Source organism: Streptomyces sp. NBC_00400 (assembly GCF_036048035.1).
In the GTDB taxonomy this organism is placed as follows: domain Bacteria; phylum Actinomycetota; class Actinomycetes; order Streptomycetales; family Streptomycetaceae; genus Streptomyces.
In genome coordinates this window covers 8,101,792-8,120,536 of the sequence record NZ_CP107940.1, presented here as the reverse complement: position 1 = coordinate 8,120,536, position 18,745 = coordinate 8,101,792, and the positions used below count along the sequence as shown (strand labels likewise).

At 70.1% G+C, this 18,745-nt stretch carries 21 protein-coding genes; 5 read left to right on the top strand and 16 right to left on the bottom strand.

The window, feature by feature from the left end; translation table 11 throughout:
• Positions 1-114: 114 nt before the first annotated feature.
• From OHS81_RS35650 to OHS81_RS35630, 5 genes are read right to left on the bottom strand one after another with little or no spacing between them, the layout of a single operon-like run.
• Entirely contained in the window at positions 115-1,485 is a 1,371-nt protein-coding gene (locus tag OHS81_RS35650) for a Ni/Fe hydrogenase subunit alpha (RefSeq protein ID WP_328390249.1), read from the bottom strand.
• A complete protein-coding gene (locus OHS81_RS35645; RefSeq protein ID WP_328390247.1) occupies positions 1,482-2,270 on the bottom strand; it encodes an oxidoreductase in 789 nt (262 codons plus the stop codon). Before OHS81_RS35645 ends, OHS81_RS35650 begins: the two co-directional genes overlap by 4 nt.
• A 1-nt stretch (position 2,271) precedes the next feature.
• Positions 2,272-3,099: an FAD/NAD(P)-binding protein gene (locus OHS81_RS35640; RefSeq protein WP_328390245.1), complete on the bottom strand. Its 828-nt coding sequence runs from the start codon at positions 3,097-3,099 to the stop codon at positions 2,272-2,274.
• The gene (locus OHS81_RS35635) at positions 3,096-3,578 is read right to left on the bottom strand and encodes a cyclic nucleotide-binding domain-containing protein (protein WP_328390243.1); all 483 of its coding nucleotides are present in this window, start codon (positions 3,576-3,578) and stop codon (positions 3,096-3,098) included. The genes OHS81_RS35640 and OHS81_RS35635 overlap by 4 nt, the downstream gene beginning before the upstream one ends.
• Positions 3,575-4,729: a 4Fe-4S dicluster domain-containing protein gene (locus OHS81_RS35630; protein ID WP_328390241.1), complete on the bottom strand. Its 1,155-nt coding sequence runs from the start codon at positions 4,727-4,729 to the stop codon at positions 3,575-3,577. Before OHS81_RS35630 ends, OHS81_RS35635 begins: the two co-directional genes overlap by 4 nt.
• Before the next feature lie 178 nt (positions 4,730-4,907).
• Between OHS81_RS35630 and OHS81_RS35625 the strand changes: the two genes are divergently transcribed.
• Complete coding sequence (locus tag OHS81_RS35625) at positions 4,908-5,414, top strand: hydrogenase maturation protease (protein WP_328390239.1); 507 nt, start codon at positions 4,908-4,910, stop codon at positions 5,412-5,414.
• Positions 5,415-5,561: 147 nt separating this feature from the next.
• On the opposite strand, the gene OHS81_RS35620 is transcribed toward OHS81_RS35625, so the two are convergent.
• Positions 5,562-6,455, bottom strand: coding sequence for a universal stress protein (locus OHS81_RS35620; protein WP_328390237.1), 894 nt, complete (start codon positions 6,453-6,455; stop codon positions 5,562-5,564).
• 461 nt (positions 6,456-6,916) lie between these two features.
• Here OHS81_RS35620 and OHS81_RS35615 point away from each other — a divergent pair, with 461 nt between their 5' ends.
• Positions 6,917-8,662 (top strand): sensor histidine kinase, encoded by a 1,746-nt coding sequence (locus OHS81_RS35615; RefSeq protein WP_328390235.1) that lies wholly within the window; start codon positions 6,917-6,919, stop codon positions 8,660-8,662.
• Here OHS81_RS35615 and OHS81_RS35610 read toward each other — a convergent pair.
• Entirely contained in the window at positions 8,653-9,360 is a 708-nt protein-coding gene (locus OHS81_RS35610; RefSeq protein WP_328390233.1) for a response regulator transcription factor, read from the bottom strand. The genes OHS81_RS35615 and OHS81_RS35610 overlap by 10 nt on opposite strands.
• 198 nt (positions 9,361-9,558) lie before the next feature.
• Between OHS81_RS35610 and OHS81_RS35605 the strand changes: the two genes are divergently transcribed.
• Complete coding sequence (locus tag OHS81_RS35605) at positions 9,559-10,134, top strand: Rv1733c family protein (protein WP_328390231.1); 576 nt, start codon at positions 9,559-9,561, stop codon at positions 10,132-10,134.
• Positions 10,135-10,256: 122 nt separating this feature from the next.
• Here the strand turns inward: OHS81_RS35605 and OHS81_RS35600 are convergent, their stop codons facing one another.
• The 4 genes from OHS81_RS35600 to OHS81_RS35585 form a co-directional block, all read right to left on the bottom strand.
• On the bottom strand, positions 10,257-10,838 hold the full coding sequence (locus OHS81_RS35600; RefSeq protein ID WP_328390229.1) for a CBS domain-containing protein: 582 nt from the start codon (positions 10,836-10,838) through the stop codon (positions 10,257-10,259).
• Positions 10,839-10,878: 40 nt separating this feature from the next.
• Positions 10,879-11,517 (bottom strand): GNAT family N-acetyltransferase, encoded by a 639-nt coding sequence (locus tag OHS81_RS35595; RefSeq protein WP_328390227.1) that lies wholly within the window; start codon positions 11,515-11,517, stop codon positions 10,879-10,881.
• A 95-nt stretch (positions 11,518-11,612) separates the two neighbouring features.
• Complete coding sequence (locus OHS81_RS35590; RefSeq protein WP_328390225.1) at positions 11,613-12,299, bottom strand: CBS domain-containing protein; 687 nt, start codon at positions 12,297-12,299, stop codon at positions 11,613-11,615.
• Positions 12,300-12,419: 120 nt separating this feature from the next.
• Positions 12,420-13,106: a CBS domain-containing protein gene (locus OHS81_RS35585; protein ID WP_328390223.1), complete on the bottom strand. Its 687-nt coding sequence runs from the start codon at positions 13,104-13,106 to the stop codon at positions 12,420-12,422.
• Positions 13,107-13,380: 274 nt separating this feature from the next.
• Here OHS81_RS35585 and OHS81_RS35580 point away from each other — a divergent pair, with 274 nt between their 5' ends.
• Positions 13,381-13,800: a CBS domain-containing protein gene (locus OHS81_RS35580; RefSeq protein ID WP_328390221.1), complete on the top strand. Its 420-nt coding sequence runs from the start codon at positions 13,381-13,383 to the stop codon at positions 13,798-13,800.
• A gap of 137 nt (positions 13,801-13,937) precedes the next feature.
• Here OHS81_RS35580 and OHS81_RS35575 read toward each other — a convergent pair whose 3' ends face one another.
• The 3 genes from OHS81_RS35575 to OHS81_RS35565 are packed head-to-tail and all read right to left on the bottom strand — an operon-like array spanning position 13,938 to position 15,845.
• Positions 13,938-14,357 (bottom strand): arsenate reductase ArsC, encoded by a 420-nt coding sequence (locus OHS81_RS35575; protein ID WP_328390219.1) that lies wholly within the window; start codon positions 14,355-14,357, stop codon positions 13,938-13,940.
• A complete protein-coding gene (gene arsB, locus OHS81_RS35570) occupies positions 14,350-15,441 on the bottom strand; it encodes an ACR3 family arsenite efflux transporter (protein WP_328390217.1) in 1,092 nt (363 codons plus the stop codon). Before arsB ends, OHS81_RS35575 begins: the two co-directional genes overlap by 8 nt.
• The gene (locus OHS81_RS35565; RefSeq protein ID WP_328390215.1) at positions 15,438-15,845 is read right to left on the bottom strand and encodes an ArsR/SmtB family transcription factor; all 408 of its coding nucleotides are present in this window, start codon (positions 15,843-15,845) and stop codon (positions 15,438-15,440) included. Before OHS81_RS35565 ends, arsB begins: the two co-directional genes overlap by 4 nt.
• Positions 15,846-15,924: 79 nt before the next feature.
• Between OHS81_RS35565 and OHS81_RS35560 the strand changes: the two genes are divergently transcribed.
• Complete coding sequence (locus tag OHS81_RS35560; protein ID WP_328390213.1) at positions 15,925-16,401, top strand: ArsI/CadI family heavy metal resistance metalloenzyme; 477 nt, start codon at positions 15,925-15,927, stop codon at positions 16,399-16,401.
• A 44-nt stretch (positions 16,402-16,445) separates the two neighbouring features.
• Here the strand turns inward: OHS81_RS35560 and OHS81_RS35555 are convergent, their stop codons facing one another.
• Together OHS81_RS35555 and OHS81_RS35550 are read right to left on the bottom strand one after the other, a co-directional pair.
• Positions 16,446-17,927: a sensor histidine kinase gene (locus OHS81_RS35555; RefSeq protein WP_328390211.1), complete on the bottom strand. Its 1,482-nt coding sequence runs from the start codon at positions 17,925-17,927 to the stop codon at positions 16,446-16,448.
• Positions 17,924-18,658 carry a response regulator transcription factor gene (locus OHS81_RS35550; RefSeq protein WP_328390209.1) on the bottom strand — a complete coding sequence of 245 codons (735 nt, stop codon included), beginning with the start codon at positions 18,656-18,658 and terminating at the stop codon, positions 17,924-17,926. Before OHS81_RS35550 ends, OHS81_RS35555 begins: the two co-directional genes overlap by 4 nt.
• Positions 18,659-18,745: the final 87 nt, after the last annotated feature.

Below are 18,745 nucleotides of genomic sequence, written 5' to 3'. Positions count from 1 at the left end.
AACCCGGCGCATCGCGGCATGGGGCGTCATCAGATCGCCAACGCTGCGATGCCTCCCGGTGCTTGCGGGCAGGGCCTGGTGGCCCCCCACCAGTCCTGGTGGGCCCTGAGTTCCTCAGTTGCGAGCGATGGTCAGATCGAGGAAGTGCGTGGAGCAGGAGATGCACGGATCGTGGTTGCGGATCACGCGTTCGCACAGGGCGGTCAGCTCGGTGTCAGAGGGATGGGGGCCGGCACCGAGACGCTGTTGCACCGTGCGGCGCAGGTCCTGCTCGATCGCGGCCTGGTTCTGCGCGGTCGGTGGGACCAGGGCGGCGGCGGTGATGTTTCCGTCGGCGTCGAGGCTGTAGCGGTGGTAGAGGAGCCCGCGGGGGGCCTCCGTCGCACCATGGCCGGTGCCGGTCCGCGCGGGGACGTCGAAGTACGGGCGTGGTGGGGGCTCGTAGGCCTCGATGAGGCGCAGCGCCTCGCCGACCGCGTACAGGACCTCGATCGCCCGGACGACAATGCTGCGGAACGGGTTGCGGCACACCGCTCCCTCACGTGGGTCGCCGAGCCCGGCCTCCCGTGCGGCCTGCAGCACGTCGGGGGGCAGCCAGCGGCCGCTGATGGCGTAGCGGGCGAGTGTCCCCGTGAGGTGGCGGTTCCCGTCGAGCAGGGAGTGCAGGGCGGTGGAGTGCGGCACCTGTGTCTCGATGACGTGGTCGGGGAAGGTGTGGAGCGGGAAGGTACGGGTGGGGAGCGCACGGTCGCTGTCGGCGGGCAGCCCTGCGGTGCTCGGAGCGGCCATCGCGGTGGGGGTCCCGGAGGCGATGGCGTATGCGCCCGGTTCGGCGAGCGCGAGAAGTGCGGTGTCGATCCCGGCGTCGGGGAAGTCGAAGCCGGCGACCCAGCGCACGGTCGCCACGGCGTCGTCCCGGGCGCGCTTGAGCCGTTCCGCGAGGGGCCGCAGTTCGGGTCTGGCCGGGACGCGGTGGAAGCCGCCGAGACGTACGTTGACGGGATGGATGGCGCGGCCGCCGAGCAGTTCCATGAGGGCGTTACCGGTCTGCTTGAGCGCGAGGCCCCGCTCGACGTGGGGGCGATGGGTGCGCGCGAGGTCGATGACGCTGTCGGCGCCGAGGAAGTCGGGTGCGTGCAGCAGGTAGATGTGCAGGGTCTGGCTCTCGATCCATTCGCCGCAGTAGAGCAGCCGGCGCAGCGCGGCCAGTTGGCCGTCCACGACGATGCCGCAGGCGTCCTCGATCGCGCGGCAGGCGCTCATCTGGTAGGCGACCGGGCAGATGCCGCACACCCGGGAGGTGATGTCGGGCGGCTCGGTGTGGGCACGTCCGCGCAGGAACGCCTCGAAGAACCGCGGGGGTTCATAGATCTTCAGCCGGGCCTCGGCGACCTCGCCGTCGTGGAGGCGCAGATGCAGCGCGCCCTCGCCTTCGACGCGGGCGAGGGACGCCACCTGCAGCACCTTCGACTCGCGGTGGGTCACCCGGGCAGTTCCTTCCGTACGGCCGTCTCGAACTCCGGCGCGGCGGTGTTGAACGTGCGCAGTACCCGCACCACGTCCAGGGTTTCCATGCCGTCGCGGCGCAACAGCGGGATGAAGGAGGGGAAGTTGGTCGAGTTCGACGGGCCGAAGCAGCCGTAGCAGCCCCGGTCGTATGCCGGGCACAGCGCGCCGCACCCCGCGTGGGTGACCGGGCCCAGGCAGGGGGTGCCGTGCGCGACCGTCACACAGACGGTGCCGCGCCGCTTGCACTCGAAGCACACGCTGTGCGCGGGAACATCGGGCGTGCGGCCGGCGAGGTAGGCGGTGATGACCTCGACGAGCTGACCTCGGTCGATGGGGCAGCCGCGCAGTTCGAAGTCGACGGGGACATGGGCGCTGATGGGGGTGGAGGTGGCGAGGGTCTCGATGTAGTCCGGCCGGGCGTAGACCGCGGCCCGGAACTCGGCCACGTCGGCGTAGTTGCGCAGCGCCTGGACCCCGCCCGCGGTGGCGCAGGCGCCGATGGTGACCAGACGGCGGGAGGCGGCACGGATCTGCTGGATCCGCTCGGCGTCCTGGGGGGTCGTGACGGAGCCCTCGACCAGCGACAGGTCGAACGGTCCCGGGCCGGGCCCGCTGGACGCCTCCAGGAAGTGGGTGATCTCCACCCGCTCGGTGATGCCGAGGAGTTCGTCCTCGCAGTCGAGCAGGGTCAGCTGGCAGCCGTCGCAGGAGGCGAACTTCCACACGGCCAGCCGCGGACGCGGACCGGGCACGGCGGCCATGTCACAACTCCCTTACAGAAAGCAGGTGTTCGGCGCGATTCCAGGTGACGACAGGCCCGTCCCGGCACAGCAGCAACGGGCCGAGCTGGCAGTGGCCGCAGTGACCGGTCCCGCAGTGCATGGTGCGCTCCAGGGAGATCCGGATCCGGTCCGGAGCGAGCCCGCGGTGGACGAGGTCGCGGGCGGTGGCCCGGATCATGACCTCGGGCCCGCAGACGAAGGCCGCCGCCTCGGCCGGGTCGAACCGGGCCCGGTCGAGGAGGGCGGTCACGACGCCGACGTCCCCCTGCCAGCTGTCATCGGGGCGGTCGACGGTGACCTGGACACGGGCACCGGCCGCCCGCCACCGGTCGATGTCCCGCGTGCAGACCAGATCGCCGGGGGTACGGGCCCCGACGAGGATGTTCAGCCGTCCGTACCGCTGGGGCGCGGCCAGCGCCTCGTGGACCAGCGGCCGCAGCGGCGCCAGGCCGAGGCCGCCGGCCACGACCACCACGTCTCGCCCGGCCGCGGCGGGCAGGTTCCAGCGGGTGCCGAGCGGCCCGCGTACGCCGGCCGTCTCGCCGGGTTGGAGGGCGTGCAGGGCTCCGGACACCGCCCCGACCGCGCGGATCGTGTGGGTCAGCCGGCTCCCGGCGATGCCGCTCAGCGACAGCGGGATGTCGCCGATGCCGAAGGCGTACACCATCGCGAACTGCCCGGGGACGAAGGGCGGCAGGGCCGACACCACGGGTTCGAGGACGATCTCGGCGGTATCGGAGGTCTCGTCCCTCCGCTCGACCACCCGGTAGGGCAACGGGGCGGCCGGGGCGGGGCTCGCGGCCGTCACGGCGCTTCACCACCGGCCGCGGCGGTCCTGCTGCCGGGCGGGCCGTACAGGTCCAGAAGGCGGGTACGGGCAGCGCGCAGCCGTCGGCCGATCGCCACGCCGGCGACACTCCGGGTGACCGCCAGGCCGAAGGCGGGGTCCTCGTCGATCGCGGCGCGCACCCGGTGCGCATCGAACTCGTACGCCTCGACGTCGCTTCTGGTCCGCGCGCCCAGGTGCCAGCAGTAAGGCTCGAACAACCAGGACCAGCCCAGCAGTTCACCCTCACCAAGGGTCTCGACGACAAGGGCGCCACGGCCCGGCTCATGCACGTCGAGGACGACGATCCCGGTACGGATGATCCAGAACCGGTCGGCCGCGCCGCCCTCCTCGAAGAGGCGGAGGCCGGCCGGCAGGGAGACGCCACGTGCGAAAGCAAGCAGCCGGTCACGGTGTTCGGGCCCCAGAGCGCTGAGGATTCTGCGTCCTTGCGCCGTCATGAGGACGCTTCGCCCCGTGCCGTTCCTGCCGCACGCTCCGCGTTCAGCGCGTGGGCCTCCTCGGTGATGTCGATGCCCACCGGACACCAGACGATGCACCGGCCGCAGCCGACGCAGCCCGAGCTGCCGAACTGGTCGTACCAGGTGCCGAGTTTGTGTGTGGCCCACTGCCGGTAGCGGCTGTGGCCCGACGCCCGCACCGGTCCGCCCGGCAGATGGGAGAACTCCAGGTCGAAGCAGGATTCCCAGCGGCGCCACCGCTCGGCGTGGTCCCCGCTCAGGTCGGTGACGTCCTCGGCTGTGGTGCAGAAGCAGGTCGGGCACACCATGGTGCAGTTGCCGCAGGTCAGACAGCGCGAGGCGACATCGTTCCAGCGGTCGGCCTGCAACGTGTCACGCATCAGCGTCTGCAGGTCCACCAGTGGCATGCTGCGGCCCATGCGGTCGGCCGCCTCGGCGACCCGCTCCCGCGCCGCGGACTCGGTCTCGTGGTCGGCAGGCCGGCGTGGGAGCTCAGCCAGCACTGACGCACCTTCGTCGCTGCCGGCCCGTACCCAGAACCGGTGGTCGCCGTCTTCGACCACCTCGGTCAGCGCCAGGTCGTAGCCGCTGTCCGCGGCGGGGCCCGCGCCCATGGACGTGCAGAAGCAGGTAGCGCCCGGATCGGTGCACTCCGCCGCCACCAGGAAGGCCCGTTCCCGGCGAGCGCGGTAGCGGCTGTCGGTGTGCGGCCCGCCGGCCAGGACCCGGTCCTGCACGGAGATGGCCCGCAGATCGCAAGGGCGCACCCCGAGGAAGGCGTACGACGACGGCGTCGTGTCGTCCTCGGTCATCACCAGCGCGCCGTCAGCCCCGCGGTCGGCGGTCCACTGCCGCTCACGCTGCGGGTGCAGGTACGTCTTCCAGGACTGCGGGCCCGCGCTGTGCGCGAACGCCGCGCCGTCCTCGCGGGGGCGCACCCGGTAGTGTCCGGCCTCCAGTTCGACGCCCCAGCCGTAGGGCAGTTCGTCGCCGCCGGCGATCTCGGCCAGCACGATCGCGCCGTCGCGCACGGTCGGCCCGATGACCGTTCGGCCACGTGCGGCGAGGACGCGGATCAGCGCATCCAGCCCGTCCGTGCCGATCACCGCGGTGGTGTCCTTGCCCGTCATCGCCCGCCTTCCGGCACGGATCATCTCAGCGCCGCAAGTATGTGCCGCCCTCGTCCCCGGATACGGGCCGACGATCCCCGCGCTGCCCCATACGGCCCTCTCGGTCCCCCGGACGGGTTGGTCAGGGCGCGAATCCCTGCCTGGTGCTTACCGGGCAGCACGGGGAAGGCATCCCCTCATGGACGCTTCTGCTGCCGTTGCACGGATCGCCGTCATCGGTGTCGGAAACGACTACCGGCACGACGACGGCGTCGGCTGGGCGGTCGTGACCAGCCTCGCCCAACGGGGCAAGCAGCGGCCGCTCCCCCGCGGTGTCACGCTCACATGTACCGACGGCGATCCCACCCGGCTGATCGGCGCGTGGGAGGGCGCCCGCCTGGCCGTCGTCGTGGACGCCGCTCACGCCCACCCGGCCCGTCCCGGGCATGTGCACCGCCTCCAGCTCGATGGCGATCTGCCGCAGACGCGCCCTGGCGGGACCAGCTCGCACGGCTTCGCGCTGGGCGACGCCGTTCAACTCGCCCGCACACTGGGCCGGCTCCCCGGAGAGCTGCTCGTCTACGCCGTCGAAGCAGCCGACACCAGCCTCGGTACCGGGCTGTCGTCTCAGGTCGCAGCCGCGGTGGGACCGCTCGTCCAGCGGATCGAGGAGGACCTCGTGCGACACGCTCCGGCCGACCGGTGAGGCCCGGCTCCTGGCATCGGGCACCTCGACACGAGCCCTCGGCGGCTCGCCCCTCAAGGGGCCGTTCGGATCCGCCCCAGGGAAGTCCAGCCCCTCAGCGTCGGCAGCGACACCTCCCATATGGCCTGCCATGGCCTGGCCGTGCCCTTAGTCGTGGGGGACCACAGCCACGGGGCAGGTCACGTGGTGGATCGCGGCGTGCGCGACAGGGCCGACACGTGGCGCAAGGGGTGGATGGTGCCGCCTGCGGCCGATCGCCAGAAGTTCGGCCCCCTGGACTGTCTGCACCATGGCCCGGGTCGGGCTCTCCGGCAGCACGGTCAGCTGAACCGGCACCTCGGGGAAGCTCTCTCGCCAAGGGCGGAGGCTCTCTCGCAGCTCGCCGTCCGCTTCCTTGATGACTTCCTCCGCGACGTCGGGGCCGACCCCCCAGGGCGCGTAGGCGCGCACAGGGAGCGAACGCCCGTGCACAGCCTGCAGGGGAAGCCCGCGGCTCGCCGCCGCGTCGAACGCGAAGGCAAGCAGGGGGTCGCAAGGCCCGTTCAGGCTCACGCCGACGACGATTCGCGGCTCGGACCGAGGGATGAGATCCGCGAATTCCGGCGGTGGCGGATTCGCGGACCAGCCCCCTCGGACGAGAACGACCGGCCCTTCGGCCCGACCGACGACGTCCAGACTGACATCACCGAGCACATAGCTCTCCCAAGCCGTGAGAGCCCGTGACCCGAGCGCGAGCATCCGCGATTCGCCCGCCGCGCGCAGCAGCGCCGGCTCGGCCTCGGATCCCACCAGATCCTCGATGATCTGCAGATGGGGATGGCGTGCACGGACCTCGTCCAGAGCCCGGTCCACGATCTGCCGCGCCCCGGCGTTCTGATCGCGGTCGGGCGGAGTGTCCGGCGCCTCGGCAGCCAGCAATATCCAGGCATGGAGAAGCCGCAGCACGGAATTCCGCCGGTCCGCTTCGTCAGCTGCCCACTGTGCGGCTGCCAGGCTCTCCAGTGAACCGTCCAGCCCAACAGTGATCACTTCCGGCTCCATGACTGTCCTTCTTTCGGGGGTGGTGAAAGGAATCAGACCTGCATCCCCGGCACGGAGTCACCGCTCCCTCGTGCGCCGCCCGGCCGTGGTCGTGGTGGTGCGGGCCACACTTTCCCGCCCGTGGTATTCCTACGGTCAGGATGACGGCGGTGTACTCCGCGATCGCCTTGTCGCCTGATCCCGGTCAGGCCGAGTGGGTGCCCGGCTCGCCTATCGAGCCTGCTGGCTCCTCCGTCCCCGTTCAATGAGCCAATGGGCGCCGCCGAAGGGCCGAACGGCCCACTGTTCTTCTGCCTCCCGCCACCGCACGGTCCGGGTCCTTGCCTACCGAGACGCATGAACGCATGTCTCTCCGCGCAGCTCAGTCGGCGGGCCTCGTCCCGTCCCCACATGCTCGGGCGTCCACGGTCAGTACGGTGGAAGGTGTGGCAGCGTCCCGGGCGGCCACCGCGGAGGGTGTCGTGGACGACGAGAGAACGGACCGGTCCGAAGACGCTCAGTCGCGTCTGGGCGCGCTGCCGGATGACCTGCAAGAGCGCCTGCGGGCGGTGGGAGGGAGCAAGAGCGGCCCGCCCTCTCTCCTGCTCGAAGCAGTGATGTCCGTGGGCCGGGGGCTCGAGCTGTCGCAGGTGCTGGGCCGCATCGTCGAGGCCGCTGTCGCCCTCGTGGACGCCGAGTACGGGGCGCTCGGCGTGATCGGTGACGACAACCAGCTCTCCCAATTCCTTCCGGTCGGGATTTCCGAGGAGGGGGCTCGTGCCATTGGCCCCCTTCCGGCCGGCCACGGCATTCTGGGTGAACTGATCCGCCATCCCGCACCACTACGCCTGGCCGACCTGGGCGAGCACCGCGCGTCGTATGGATTCCCGCCGAATCACCCGCCGATGCGCTCCTTTCTCGGGGTGCCGATCCGGGTCCGTGACAAGGTCTTCGGCAATCTCTACCTCACCGAGAAGCGCGGTGGCAGGGAGTTCGATGCCGAGGACGAAACCGTGCTGTCGACTCTGGCCGTGGCGGCCGGTGTGGCCATCGAGAATGCCCGTCTGTACGAAGAGGCTCGCTACCGGCAACGGTGGCTGGAGGCCAATGGTGAGATCGTCGCCGGCCTGCTGCCCGGGGTGGGTGGGACAGACGTCCTCAAGATGATCGTCGATCACGCCGTGCGTATTCTCTCCGCCGACCTCGGAGTGCTGGCACTGCCGGTCGACGGCGACAACTTGCGTGTGGCTCTCGCTGTCGGCGTGGATGCCGAGGCGCACAGAGGCCTGATCCTCCCCCGCCACGGATCATTCGTCGGGGCGGCTCTCACCGCCCGGAGTCCCTTGATCAGCCTTGATGTCGAGCACGATCCCAGAATCACCATCGGCCCGCCCCGCTGGATGGGGCTGGGGCCCGCAGTCGCCGTCCCGATGATTACCGGCAAGCGGGTGCGCGGTGTGCTGCTGCTGTGCCGGCTCCACGGCCGCGATCCCTTCACCGAGCCGGAGACCGCGCCTCTCCTGACGTTCGCCGGCCAAGGCGCCCTCGCCATGGAGATGGCCGACCGACGACAGGACGCCGAACAGCTGACTCTGCTCAAGGACCATGAGCGCATCGCGCGTGACCTGCACGATCTGGCCATTCAACGGCTCTTCGCCACCGGCATGACCCTGCAGAGTGCGCTGCGCTTCGTGGATCACCCCGAGGCCAGCGAACGACTGTTCCGGGCAGTGGACGATCTGGACGAGACCATCAAGATCATTCGGTCCACCATCTTCGGCCTCCGCACCCATGACTCCGGCCGGGCCGCCCACGGCCTGCGGGTCCGCATGACCCTCTCGGTGGAACGGGCGTCCGGCGCGCTGGGGTTCACGCCGTCCCTCCGCATGGAGGGACTCATCGACACGGAGGTGACGGCAGAGGTCGCAGAGCATGTGGTGGCCGTGCTCGGCGAAGCACTCTCCAATACCGCGCAGCATGCTCATGCCAGTGCGGCGGATGTGTCCCTGATCGTCCGTGATCAGCGGCTGACGCTGACGGTCAAGGACAACGGCGTGGGAATCCGCGAAGTCGGGCGGCGCAGCGGCTTGCGCAACCTGGCCAAACGGGCGGAAAGCATGGGCGGGGAGATGACTACGGAAGCACTGGCGGAAGGCGGAACCCGCCTGGTGTGGTGTGTGCCGCTGCCTCGGGGGGACGCACATCCGCACCGCATGCCTCAGTCGTGAAGACCGCCGGCAGGCGTGTCCGGCGCCGGGGCAGCCTGGGTGGCGAGGACGGCCGCCTGGATACGCCGTTCCACACCGAGTTTGGCCAGCAGGCGGGAGATGTGGTTCTTGACGGTCTTCTCGGAAAGATAGAGCCGCTTGCCGATCTGACGGTTCGTCAGCCCTTCGCCGATCAGCCCGAGGATCTCCCTCTCCCGTGGTGAAAGGCCCGACAGCACGTCCGCCTCGGGCTCCTCGCCGGAGTCCTCGCCCCGCAGCGTGCTCATCAGCCGCGACGTCGTCGCCGGGTCGAGCATGGAACGGCCGGCGGCGACCGTGCGCACCGCTGAGACCAGATCTGCCCCCTTGATCTCCTTCAGTACATAGCCGGCCGCACCAGCCATGATCGCGTCGAGCAGCGCATCGTCGTCGTCGAACGAGGTGAGCATCAGACAAGCCAGCCCCGGCATGCGCGAGCGCAGCTCCCGGCAGACGGAGACTCCGTCCCCGTCCGGCAGCCGTACGTCGAGCACCGCGACATCCGGCCGCAACGCCGGGCCGCGGGCGAGCGCATGGTCCGCCGTACCGGCGTCACCCACCACCTCGATGTCAGGCTCGGCATCGAGCAGGTCCTGCACACCGCGGCGGACGACTTCATGATCGTCGAGAAGGAACACGCGGATCGGCCGCTGCGGTGAGAATGTCTCTGCGTCGGTCATGGTGCCCTCCGGGCCGGGGTACGAGGAACGCCCCCGCCTACCACCCATCGTGCGGCGTCCCGGACCGGCCCGCCAGGGCCGAACAGTCCCACGCCTGCCGTACCCGCGGCCGCCGTTCCGTCCCCTGGTGGGGCCGTTCGGCCCCTCACCTGCGCTCTTCGGGCGTGCCAAAGTCAAAGGAGGCGAGAGGGGTGCCTCATGCCTCTGAAGAAGATCCGCTTGCTGTGGCGGGACAACCCGCTCAAGCGCGGGACGGACGTGGCCGAATCCTGGATGTTCTTGACCACTGCGGTCCTGATCGCCGTCACGGCACCTGCCGCCGGTGTGGCGGCCGCGAGTGCGCTGGACACCTCCTCCCAGCGCCAGGGGCACGAGGGGAAGAGCGTGTCCGCCATACTCACGGAAGATCCCCCCGCTCGCATCGGCGTTGATTCCGCGGGCGGCGCCGGCGGCCGGGTCCACGCCACGGTGCGCTGGACGGCCACGGACGGCACAGTACACACAGGAGAGACGACCGTGGCACCAGGTCTGCGGGCGGGCGATCGGACCACCGCATGGATAAACCGGTACGGGTCCCTGCTGCGGGATCCCGCCGCCCCAGGGGAGGCCGTCGCCCAAAGCATCGCGGTCGGCATTGTCGCCGCGTCCACCACAGGTCTGCTGCTCATCGGCGCGAACAAAGCCGGAGTCGTCCTGCTGAACCGCCGGCGCTACGCCCAGTGGGAGAAGGACTGGGCGGAAACAGACTTCCGGTGGCGGCACCGGCAGCCCTGAACCGCGGCGGATTGGTGACTCCGAGGGCCGTCCCGCCTCGCCCGTGTGTTCCACGCCGACCACGGCCGCGCAAGAGGCACGGAAGTGGTCGGCTCGGAGACCTCAGCCGCAAGCTGCACCGGCTATCGGTACGGGGCCTCGTACCGATGGGTGAGGCGGTTGACCACGGCCGTGACGCCGTCGACCTGCCGCGTCATCCGCACTGCGATGGCCGCTGCACCGCTGGACTCCAGCCTCCCGCTGAGAGTCACCATGCCTTGACACACCACCACCTGTACGCTCCGCGGGCTCAGCCACAGCGCCCGCACCACGATCTCGTCGATGACCTCGGCGCGGATGTCGGCGTCCGGACGGGCGAAGATCTGCAGCACATCGCGCCGGGTGACCATGCCGACCAAGCGGGCCTCCTCATCCACCACGGGGAGCCGCTCGATGCCGCTTGTACTCATGAGGCGGGCCGCACGCACTACGGAGTCGTCGGCACGGACGGTACGGGCCGGAGCCGACATCACTGCCTCGGCGGTGAGCACGCCGTCCGTGTCTGTGGTGCGCCGGTTGCGTTGCAGGTCCGTCGCGGAGACGACTCCGATCACCCTGTCCTCGGCATCCACGACGGGCAGGCCGTTGATGTCGTACTCCGCCAGCCACCGCGCCATGTCGTCAGCGGGTGTCCTGCTCCGCGCGCTGACGACATCATCGGTCATCACGGTTCCGACGCATCGACGCTTCATCTCGGACCCGCTCTCAGCTCGTGTCGGTGCCTTCACGGAAGCCGGCGCAAGCAGGGGTCGTGTGCGCGACGTGGCAGCAGGCGGACCCGGGCGTCGACTGCGGTGATTCCGTCCGGCCTGGCGATGACGGGATGGCATGCGGCCTCGGCAAGCTCAGGTAGATCGTGGCGAAGACCGTGTGGATGAGGTGGTTGTCGGCGAGCACGTCGGCGGTGAAGACCGCGACCCCGTTCTCGCGGGCGGTGTGGACGAGGTGTTCCAGCAACAGGGTGCCGACGCCGCGGTGGTGGAAGTCGTCGGCGACCGCCAGAGCGATCCCGGCAGACGTGGGGTCGTCCACGGTCTCGTACTCGGCGACACCGACCAGCCGGTCACCGTGCACGGCGACCAGGGTGCGGTGTCCGGGCGCGGCCAGGGCGCAGAGCCGGTCCGCGGCCTGCTCGCCGGAGCGGCGGCTCACCGCGAAGAACCTGCTGCGCAGATTGTCCACGGACATCTCCTCGTAGAGCCGCAGTACCTGTCCGCGATCCTCCGGGCGGGCGGGGCGCAGCCGGACCGTGCTTCCGTCGGCAGGCAGTGCACAGACCTCTTGCACACGAGATGCGGTGCGTGTCATCGCGGTGCCCTTCTGCAGGGTCCTGAGTCCCACCATGGGCGGTGACGCCCCTGGCGCACGAGGGCCGTCCGGTGCTGTCACAGGGACCGACAGGCCCTGCCACGTGCCTGCCCCGTCGCCTCCGGGCCACCTCAGAGTTGCGGCTCCGCCAACGGCGGTCCCGTCCGGGCAGGAGTGGGGCCCGCGACGTCGAACGTCACGTCCACGACGCCCTCGACCGCCCGCACCAGGCGGGCCGCAACGGGGAGGAGCGAGGTGTGAGGGACCATGCCGTGGAGGGTGACCACACCGTCGGCGACAGTGACCCCCACCTCCTTCGAGGCGGCGCCGAACAGCCGGCCGACGACCTCCGTACGCACCTCCTCAGCCAGGTCCTCGTCGGAGCGCAGAAAGACCTTCAGCAGGTCGGAGCGGCTGACGATGCCCTGCAGCAGCCCCTGACCGTCGATCACGGGAAGCCGTTTCACAGACTTGAAGGCCATCGTCCGCGCCGCCTGGGCAATGGTGTCACCGGCCTGCACCGTCAGGGCAGGCGTGCTCATCAGCTCTCCCGCCCTCAGTGCACCGGCCTTGCGCACATCGTCCAGCCGGTGCAGCTGCTCCATACGGTCTGGCTCCGACTCCCGGAATTCTTCCTTCGGCAGCAGGTCGGCTTCGGAGACCACTCCGACCACACGGCCCTCCCCCGCAAGTACGGGCAGAGCGCTGACCTTCCACTGCTCCATGGTCCGGACGATCTCCTTGAACGGCGCTTCCTGCCCGATCGCCACCACGGTCTGGGTCATCACATCGCTGACGGTGTGCGGAGTGTGTTCCATGACGCCTCCTCGGGACGGGCCCTACTCACCTGCACCGCCCGCCGGGCCGGATGCCGCCCGCCGCTGGTCCGAGGGGGTACCGCGTGAGGTCACCGCCCAGCTGCCCCCCGCACCGCGTGGTCACCTCTGCCGTCCCGCCACCGGCGGCTCGGGCCGTACGGACGCAGTGCCGGTCACATCGAACTCCACGTCCACCACGCCCTCGACCGACCGCACCAAGCGAGCGATCACCGGGACGAGCGAGGTGTCCCGGACCCGCCCGCTGAGCGTGACGACCCCGTCGGCGACCGTCACCTGGAGATCCTTGGTCGGCGCCGCGAACAGCGCGCCCACGATGTCCCGGCGGACTTCCTCCGCGAGGTCTTCGTCCGAACGCAGAAAGACCTTCAGCAGATCGGCACGGCTGACGATGCCCCTCAGCATCCCGTGCCCGTCGACCACCGGAAGCCGTTTGACGGACTCGTGCGCCATCATCCGTGCGGCCTGGGAGAGCGTGGCATCGGCACGCACGGTCAGGGCCGGGCTGGTCATCAGCTCCCCCGCCGTCACCGCTTCCGCCCTGCGAACGTCGTCCACCTGTCGCAGCTGCTCCAGACGGTCGGGGTCCGACTCCCGGAACTCCTCCTTCGGCAGCAGATCGGCCTCGGAGACCACTCCGACCACGCGGCCCTCCCCCGCCAGCACCGGCAGAGCACTGACCTTCCACTCCTCCATGGTCTCGACAACTTCCTTGAACCGCGCCCCCCGGTCGACCGCGGCCACGGTCTTCGTCATCACATCCCTGACGATGTGCGGAGTGTTCAGCATGATGCCTCCTAGTACCCGGAACGAGGTCACATGGCCGGCAACGACACTTCCAGCCTGAAATGCACCGAGCCGGCCGGGCAGGGGCCGTCCGGTCCCTTTCCCTGCCGATCGGCAGGGACGGGACGATGCCACGCCGCTCGCCCACGGAAGGCGGGGCCATTCGACCCATTTCAACCTGCAGCCCAAGAGCCAGACACTGTTCATACGGCTCGCAGGGCGGCAGGCAGTGGATCACGTCACGCTCTGCCCGGACAAACGTGAAGGAGTCAGCGTTATGACCACCGCACGCGACATCATGCACAGCGGCGCCACCTGCGTGCAGGAGACCGAAACCGTGGAAGACGCGGCACGCCTCATGCACGACCTCGATGTGGGCGCACTCCCCATCTGCGGCCCGGATGACCGACTCCACGGGATCATCACCGACCGCGACATCGTCCTGAAGTGCCTCGCCAGGGGCAAGGACCCGAAGAGGATGACCGCCGGCGAGCTCGCCCAGGGCAAACCTTTCACCATCAGCGCCGAAGCCGGAAGCGCACAGGTCCTGCACGCCATGGCAGAACACCGGATCCGGCGGCTACCGGTCATCGACGATCACCGGTTGGTCGGCATGATCAGTGAGGCCGACCTCGCCCGGCATCTGCCGGAAGACAAGGTAGGGCACTTCGTCGAAGCCATCTGTGCGACTGCTTGACGACCACCACAGCGCCCCAACCGCCCCACGCCGACCGAAACGATCAGCACGCTCAACAGTCACGAGACGCATCGGGCAGGCCCTCTCGGCCTCTGGTGGGTGCGGGCGCAAGGCGGAGGCCCGTCCGGGGCAAGGAGTCAGGCCCGCCCCTCGGGGGCGATCTCATGGAGCAGTCCGCGAATTCGCTGCTCGAGGTCATCCCGGAGGGACCGTACGGCTTCGACGCCCTGCCCGGCGGGGTCGGGCAACTGCCAGTCGAGATACCGCTTACCGGGGAAGACCGGGCAGGTGTCACCGCAGCCCATCGTGATCACGACGTCGGATGCCTGCACGGCCTCGACGGTGAGCACCTTGGGCACCTCGGCCGAGACGTCGATGCCCACCTCGGCCATCGCCGCGACGACGGACGGGTTCACGGCGTCGGCGGGGGCGGACCCGGCGGACCGCACCTGGACGAGGTCGCCTCCCAGGTGCGTGAGGAACGCGGCGGCCATCTGCGAGCGTCCGGCGTTGTGGACGCAGACGAACAGCACGGCGGGCAGGGCGTGGTCAGACATGCACGGGGCCTTCCTCGGTCAGAGGTGCGGGGGTGATGAAGAAGCGGCGTGCGTACAGCGCGACGTACACGAGGCCGATCAGCACGGGGACTTCGATGAGCGGGCCGACCACGCCCGCGAGGGCCTGTCCGGAGGTGGCGCCGAACGTGGCGATGGCCACCGCGATGGCCAGCTCGAAGTTGTTGCCGGCGGCCGTGAACGCAAGGGTCGTCGCCCGCGGGTGGTCGAGGCCGACGGAGCGTCCGAGTGCCATGGAGCCGGCCCACATCAGGGTGAAGTACACGAGCAGCGGCAGCGCGATACGGGCGACGTCGAGCGGTTGCGAGGTGATCGCGTCGCCTTGCAGCGCGAACAGAATGACGATCGTGAACAGCAGGCCGTACAGGGCGAACGGACCGATGCGCGGCACCAGTTCGGACTCGTACCAGGCGCGCCCCTTTGTCTTTTCTCCGATCCGGCGGGTGAGGTAGCCGGCGGCGAGCGGGACGCCGAGGAAGAGCAGCACGCTGCGGGCGATCTCCCACACGGAGACATTGAGGCCGGACTGCTCAAGGCCGAGCCAACCGGGCAGCACCGACAGGTAGAACCAGCCGAGCGCCGAGAACGCGATGACCTGGAAGACGGAGTTCAGCGCGACCAGGACGGCGGCGGCCTCGCGGTCGCCGCACGCGAGGTCGTTCCAGATGACCACCATGGCGATACAGCGGGCCAGCCCCACGATGATCAGACCCGTGCGGTATGCGGGCAGGTCCGGCAGGAACAGCCATGCCAGCGCGAACATGAGCGCCGGACCGACGATCCAGTTCAGCAGCAGGGAGGGCAGCAGCAGCCGGCGGTCGCGGGCGACGGTGTCGAGCCGGTCGTAGCGCACCTTGGCGAGGACCGGGTACATCATCACGAGCAGGCCGAGCGCGATCGGCAGGGACACCCCGGTCACGGTCACCTCGGCGAGGGCGTCCCCGAGGCCGGGCACGAGGCGCCCGAGGCCCAGGCCGAGCGCCATCGCGGCGAGGATCCACACGGCGAGGTAGCGGTCGAGGAACGACAGGCGGCCGGCGACCGTCTGCTCGGGTACGGCGCTCACGAGGTCGCCCCTGCTGCCTCAGCGGGGGCGGGCAGGGGCTCGCCCGCGGGACGCATGAGGATGCCCGCGAGGCGGTCGGTCATCTCCGGCAGCAGCCAGTAGTAGACCCATGTGCCGCGCCGCTCGCAGTCGATGAGGCCGGCCTGCCTCAGCAGCTTGAGGTGATGCGAGATCGTCGGCTGCGACAGGTCGAAGGCGGGGGTGAGGTCGCAGACGCAGACCTCACCGCCGGCGCGCGAGGCGATCATCGACAGCAAGCGGAGTCGCACCGGGTCGCCCAGTGCCTTGAACACCGTCGCCAGCTCCACGGCCTGGCCCTCGTCGAGCGGGGCGGACAGCAGGCCCGGGCAGCACGCGCCGTCCTGGTCGGCCTGCCCGGGAACCTCAAGCTCTTGATTCGACATGCCTCTATGTTGACGTTTATCGAATCAGGACGCAACCTTGAATCGGCATGCATCAATGCAAGCCGATCGGAGTCTCGCCATGTCACGTGCACAGCTCGCCCTGCGCGTCAGCGACCTTGAAGCCTCGATCACCTTCTACTCGAAGCTGTTCGGCACCGAACCGGCCAAGCGGCGGGCGGGCTACGCCAACTTCGCCCTCACAGAGCCGCCGCTCAAGCTCGTGCTGATCGAGGGCGACCCCGGACAGGAAACCCGCCTCGACCACCTCGGCGTGGAAGTCGAGTCCACGGATCACGTGACGGCAGCGACGACCCGGCTCAAGGACGCGGGCCTCGCCACCTTCGAGGAGAACGACACCTCGTGCTGCTACGCCCTCCAGGACAAGGTGTGGGTGCACGGCCCCGGCAAGGAGCCATGGGAGGTCTACGTCGTCAAGGCCGACGCCGACACCCTCGGCAGGAGCGCCGATCCGTCCACAGGAACCAGCCGCAACGGCTGCTGCGCGCGCGAGACGGCCGACGCGGATCCCGCCCCGGGCTGCGCCTGCGGAAACTGACGCCCTCGCCCCGTACCGCTCAGCGGGGCCGGGCGCCTCTGCGCTCAACCTTCTCCGCGCCGAGCCCCGCTCGACGGTTCCCGCGAGCAACGCTCAAGATCCGGGGGGGGGAAGGTCACGGTGAACTCGGTGTGCCCAGGGCGGCTGTTCATCATGACCTGTCCGCCGTGCGCGGTGACCACGGCTTCCACGATGGCCAGTCCCAGGCCGGTACCACCGGCCGCTCGCGAGCGGCTGTGGTCCCCCCGCACGAAGCGGCCGAAGACCTCCCGCCGGACCTGCTCGGGCACGCCAGGGCCGTCGTCGGCGACCGTCAGCCGGGTTCCCCGGTCGTCAGCCGCCAGCCGCACCGTCACGGCGGTCCCCGGCGGGGTGTGGGTCCGGGCGTTGGCGAGCAGATTGCCGACGACCTGGTGCAGGCGGTGTTCGTCCCCCGTCATGGTCACCGCCGTCTCAGGGAGGTCGAGCAGCCACCGGTGGCCCGGACCGACCGCCCGCGCATCGTCGACCGCGTCGAGCACGAGTCGCGTCAGATCCACCGGCCTGCTCTCCAGGGCACGGCCGGCGTCGAGGCGTGCGAGCAGCAACAGATCGTCCACCAAACGGCCCATCCGCTCCGACTCGGCCTGGATCCGTTCCAGGGAGCGCCGGACCTCACCGGGCACCGGCCCCCTGTGCCGAAGGGCGAGTTCCGCATGGCCACGGACGTTGGCCACCGGCGTCCGCAACTCGTGACTGGCGTCGGCGGCGAAGCGCCGCAGTCGCTCTTCGCCGGCATGACGACGCTCCAGGGCGTTGCCGACATGGCCGAGCATCCGGTTGAGGGCCGTGCCGACCTGCCCGACCTCGGTGCGCGCGTCGGCCACCGGCACCGGCGCCGGCATCGCCACCTCGCCACTGGCCAACGGTAGTTCGGCGACGCTCGCGGCCGTGGTCGTGACACGGCGCAGCGGACGCAACGACAGACGTACCCACAGAACTCCCAGCACGCCGGTGACCAGGAGAGCCCCGCCGAACACCACCGCCTCGACCGCCACCAACCGGTGCACCGTCTCCTCGACCGGGCGGAGCGGCAGACCCGTGATCAGCACGTCGTGATCGTCGCCCACTACCGCGTTGACGCGGTACCGCCCCAGCGCGGAAAGCCGGATGCCGTGTCCGGAGCCGTCGGTCGGGAGCGCGGCCAGCGCCCGACGGTCGTCGGCGGACAGCGGCACCGCGGCGTCCGACCGGTCCCGTACGACAGCAGCCTGGGTCGGCGTGCCGCGCAGCAGCCGGGCACCCAAGGTGCCCTCGGACTGACCGCGGGTGTCCGGCCGGTTGTCGGCGTCCGGCCTGGACTCGTGTTCCAGACTCACCGCGAAGCGGCCGGCGGAGGCGGAGAGCTGCTGGTCGAGGCGGCTTACCAGGAACCCTTCGAGCGCGACGACCGTGGTGACGCCGACCGCCAGACAGGCCAGCGCCAGGAGCACGACCAGACCGGCGGTGAGCTGGCTGCGCAGGGTGCGCGGAACGAGCCGGTTCACAACGGCTCCGGCTTGAGCACGTATCCGACACCGCGGACCGTGTGGATCATCGGAGTCCGGCCCACGTCGATCTTCTTTCGCAGATAGCTGATGTAGAGCTCGACGATGTGTGACCGGCCGCCGAAGTCGTAGGACCAGACCCGGTCGAGAATCTGGGCCTTGGACAGCACTCGCCGGGGGTTGCGCATCAGGAACCGGAGCAGCTCGAACTCGGTGCGGGACAGCTCGATCAGTTCACCGCCGCGAACGACCTCCCGCGCCTCCTCGTCCATGACGAGATCCCCGACGACCAACCGGTCCCCGTCCGGATCATGCGCCATACCGGCCCGGCGCAGCAGACCGCGCAGCCGCGCCAGGACCTCTTCCAGGCTGAACGGTTTGGTCACGTAGTCGTCACCGCCCGCAGTGATCCCGGCGATCCGGTCCTCGACGGCGTCACGTGCGGTGAGGAACAGGACGCAGACCGTCGTCAGTTCCTGGCGCAGCTGGTGCAGCACCTGCAGACCGTCGATGTCGGGCAGCATCCAGTCCAGGACGACGGCCTGCGGCCGGAAGGTCCGTGCCACAGCGAGCGCGGAGACGCCGTCGGCCGCACTGCGGACCTCCCAGCCCTCACCGGCCAGGGCGCCGGAAAGCACCTCGGTGAGGTCCGGCTCGTCGTCGATCACGAGGACCCGCACCGGCGAGCCGTCAGCGCTGTGCAGCGGGGCGGGGATGCGGTGAGTGTGCATGGTGACTCCAGCATCCCTCGCGCGGAGGTGTGCACGGGTATGAGTCAGCTCTGAGTTTCCTATGAATGGCTCGGCGGGCCGCCACTC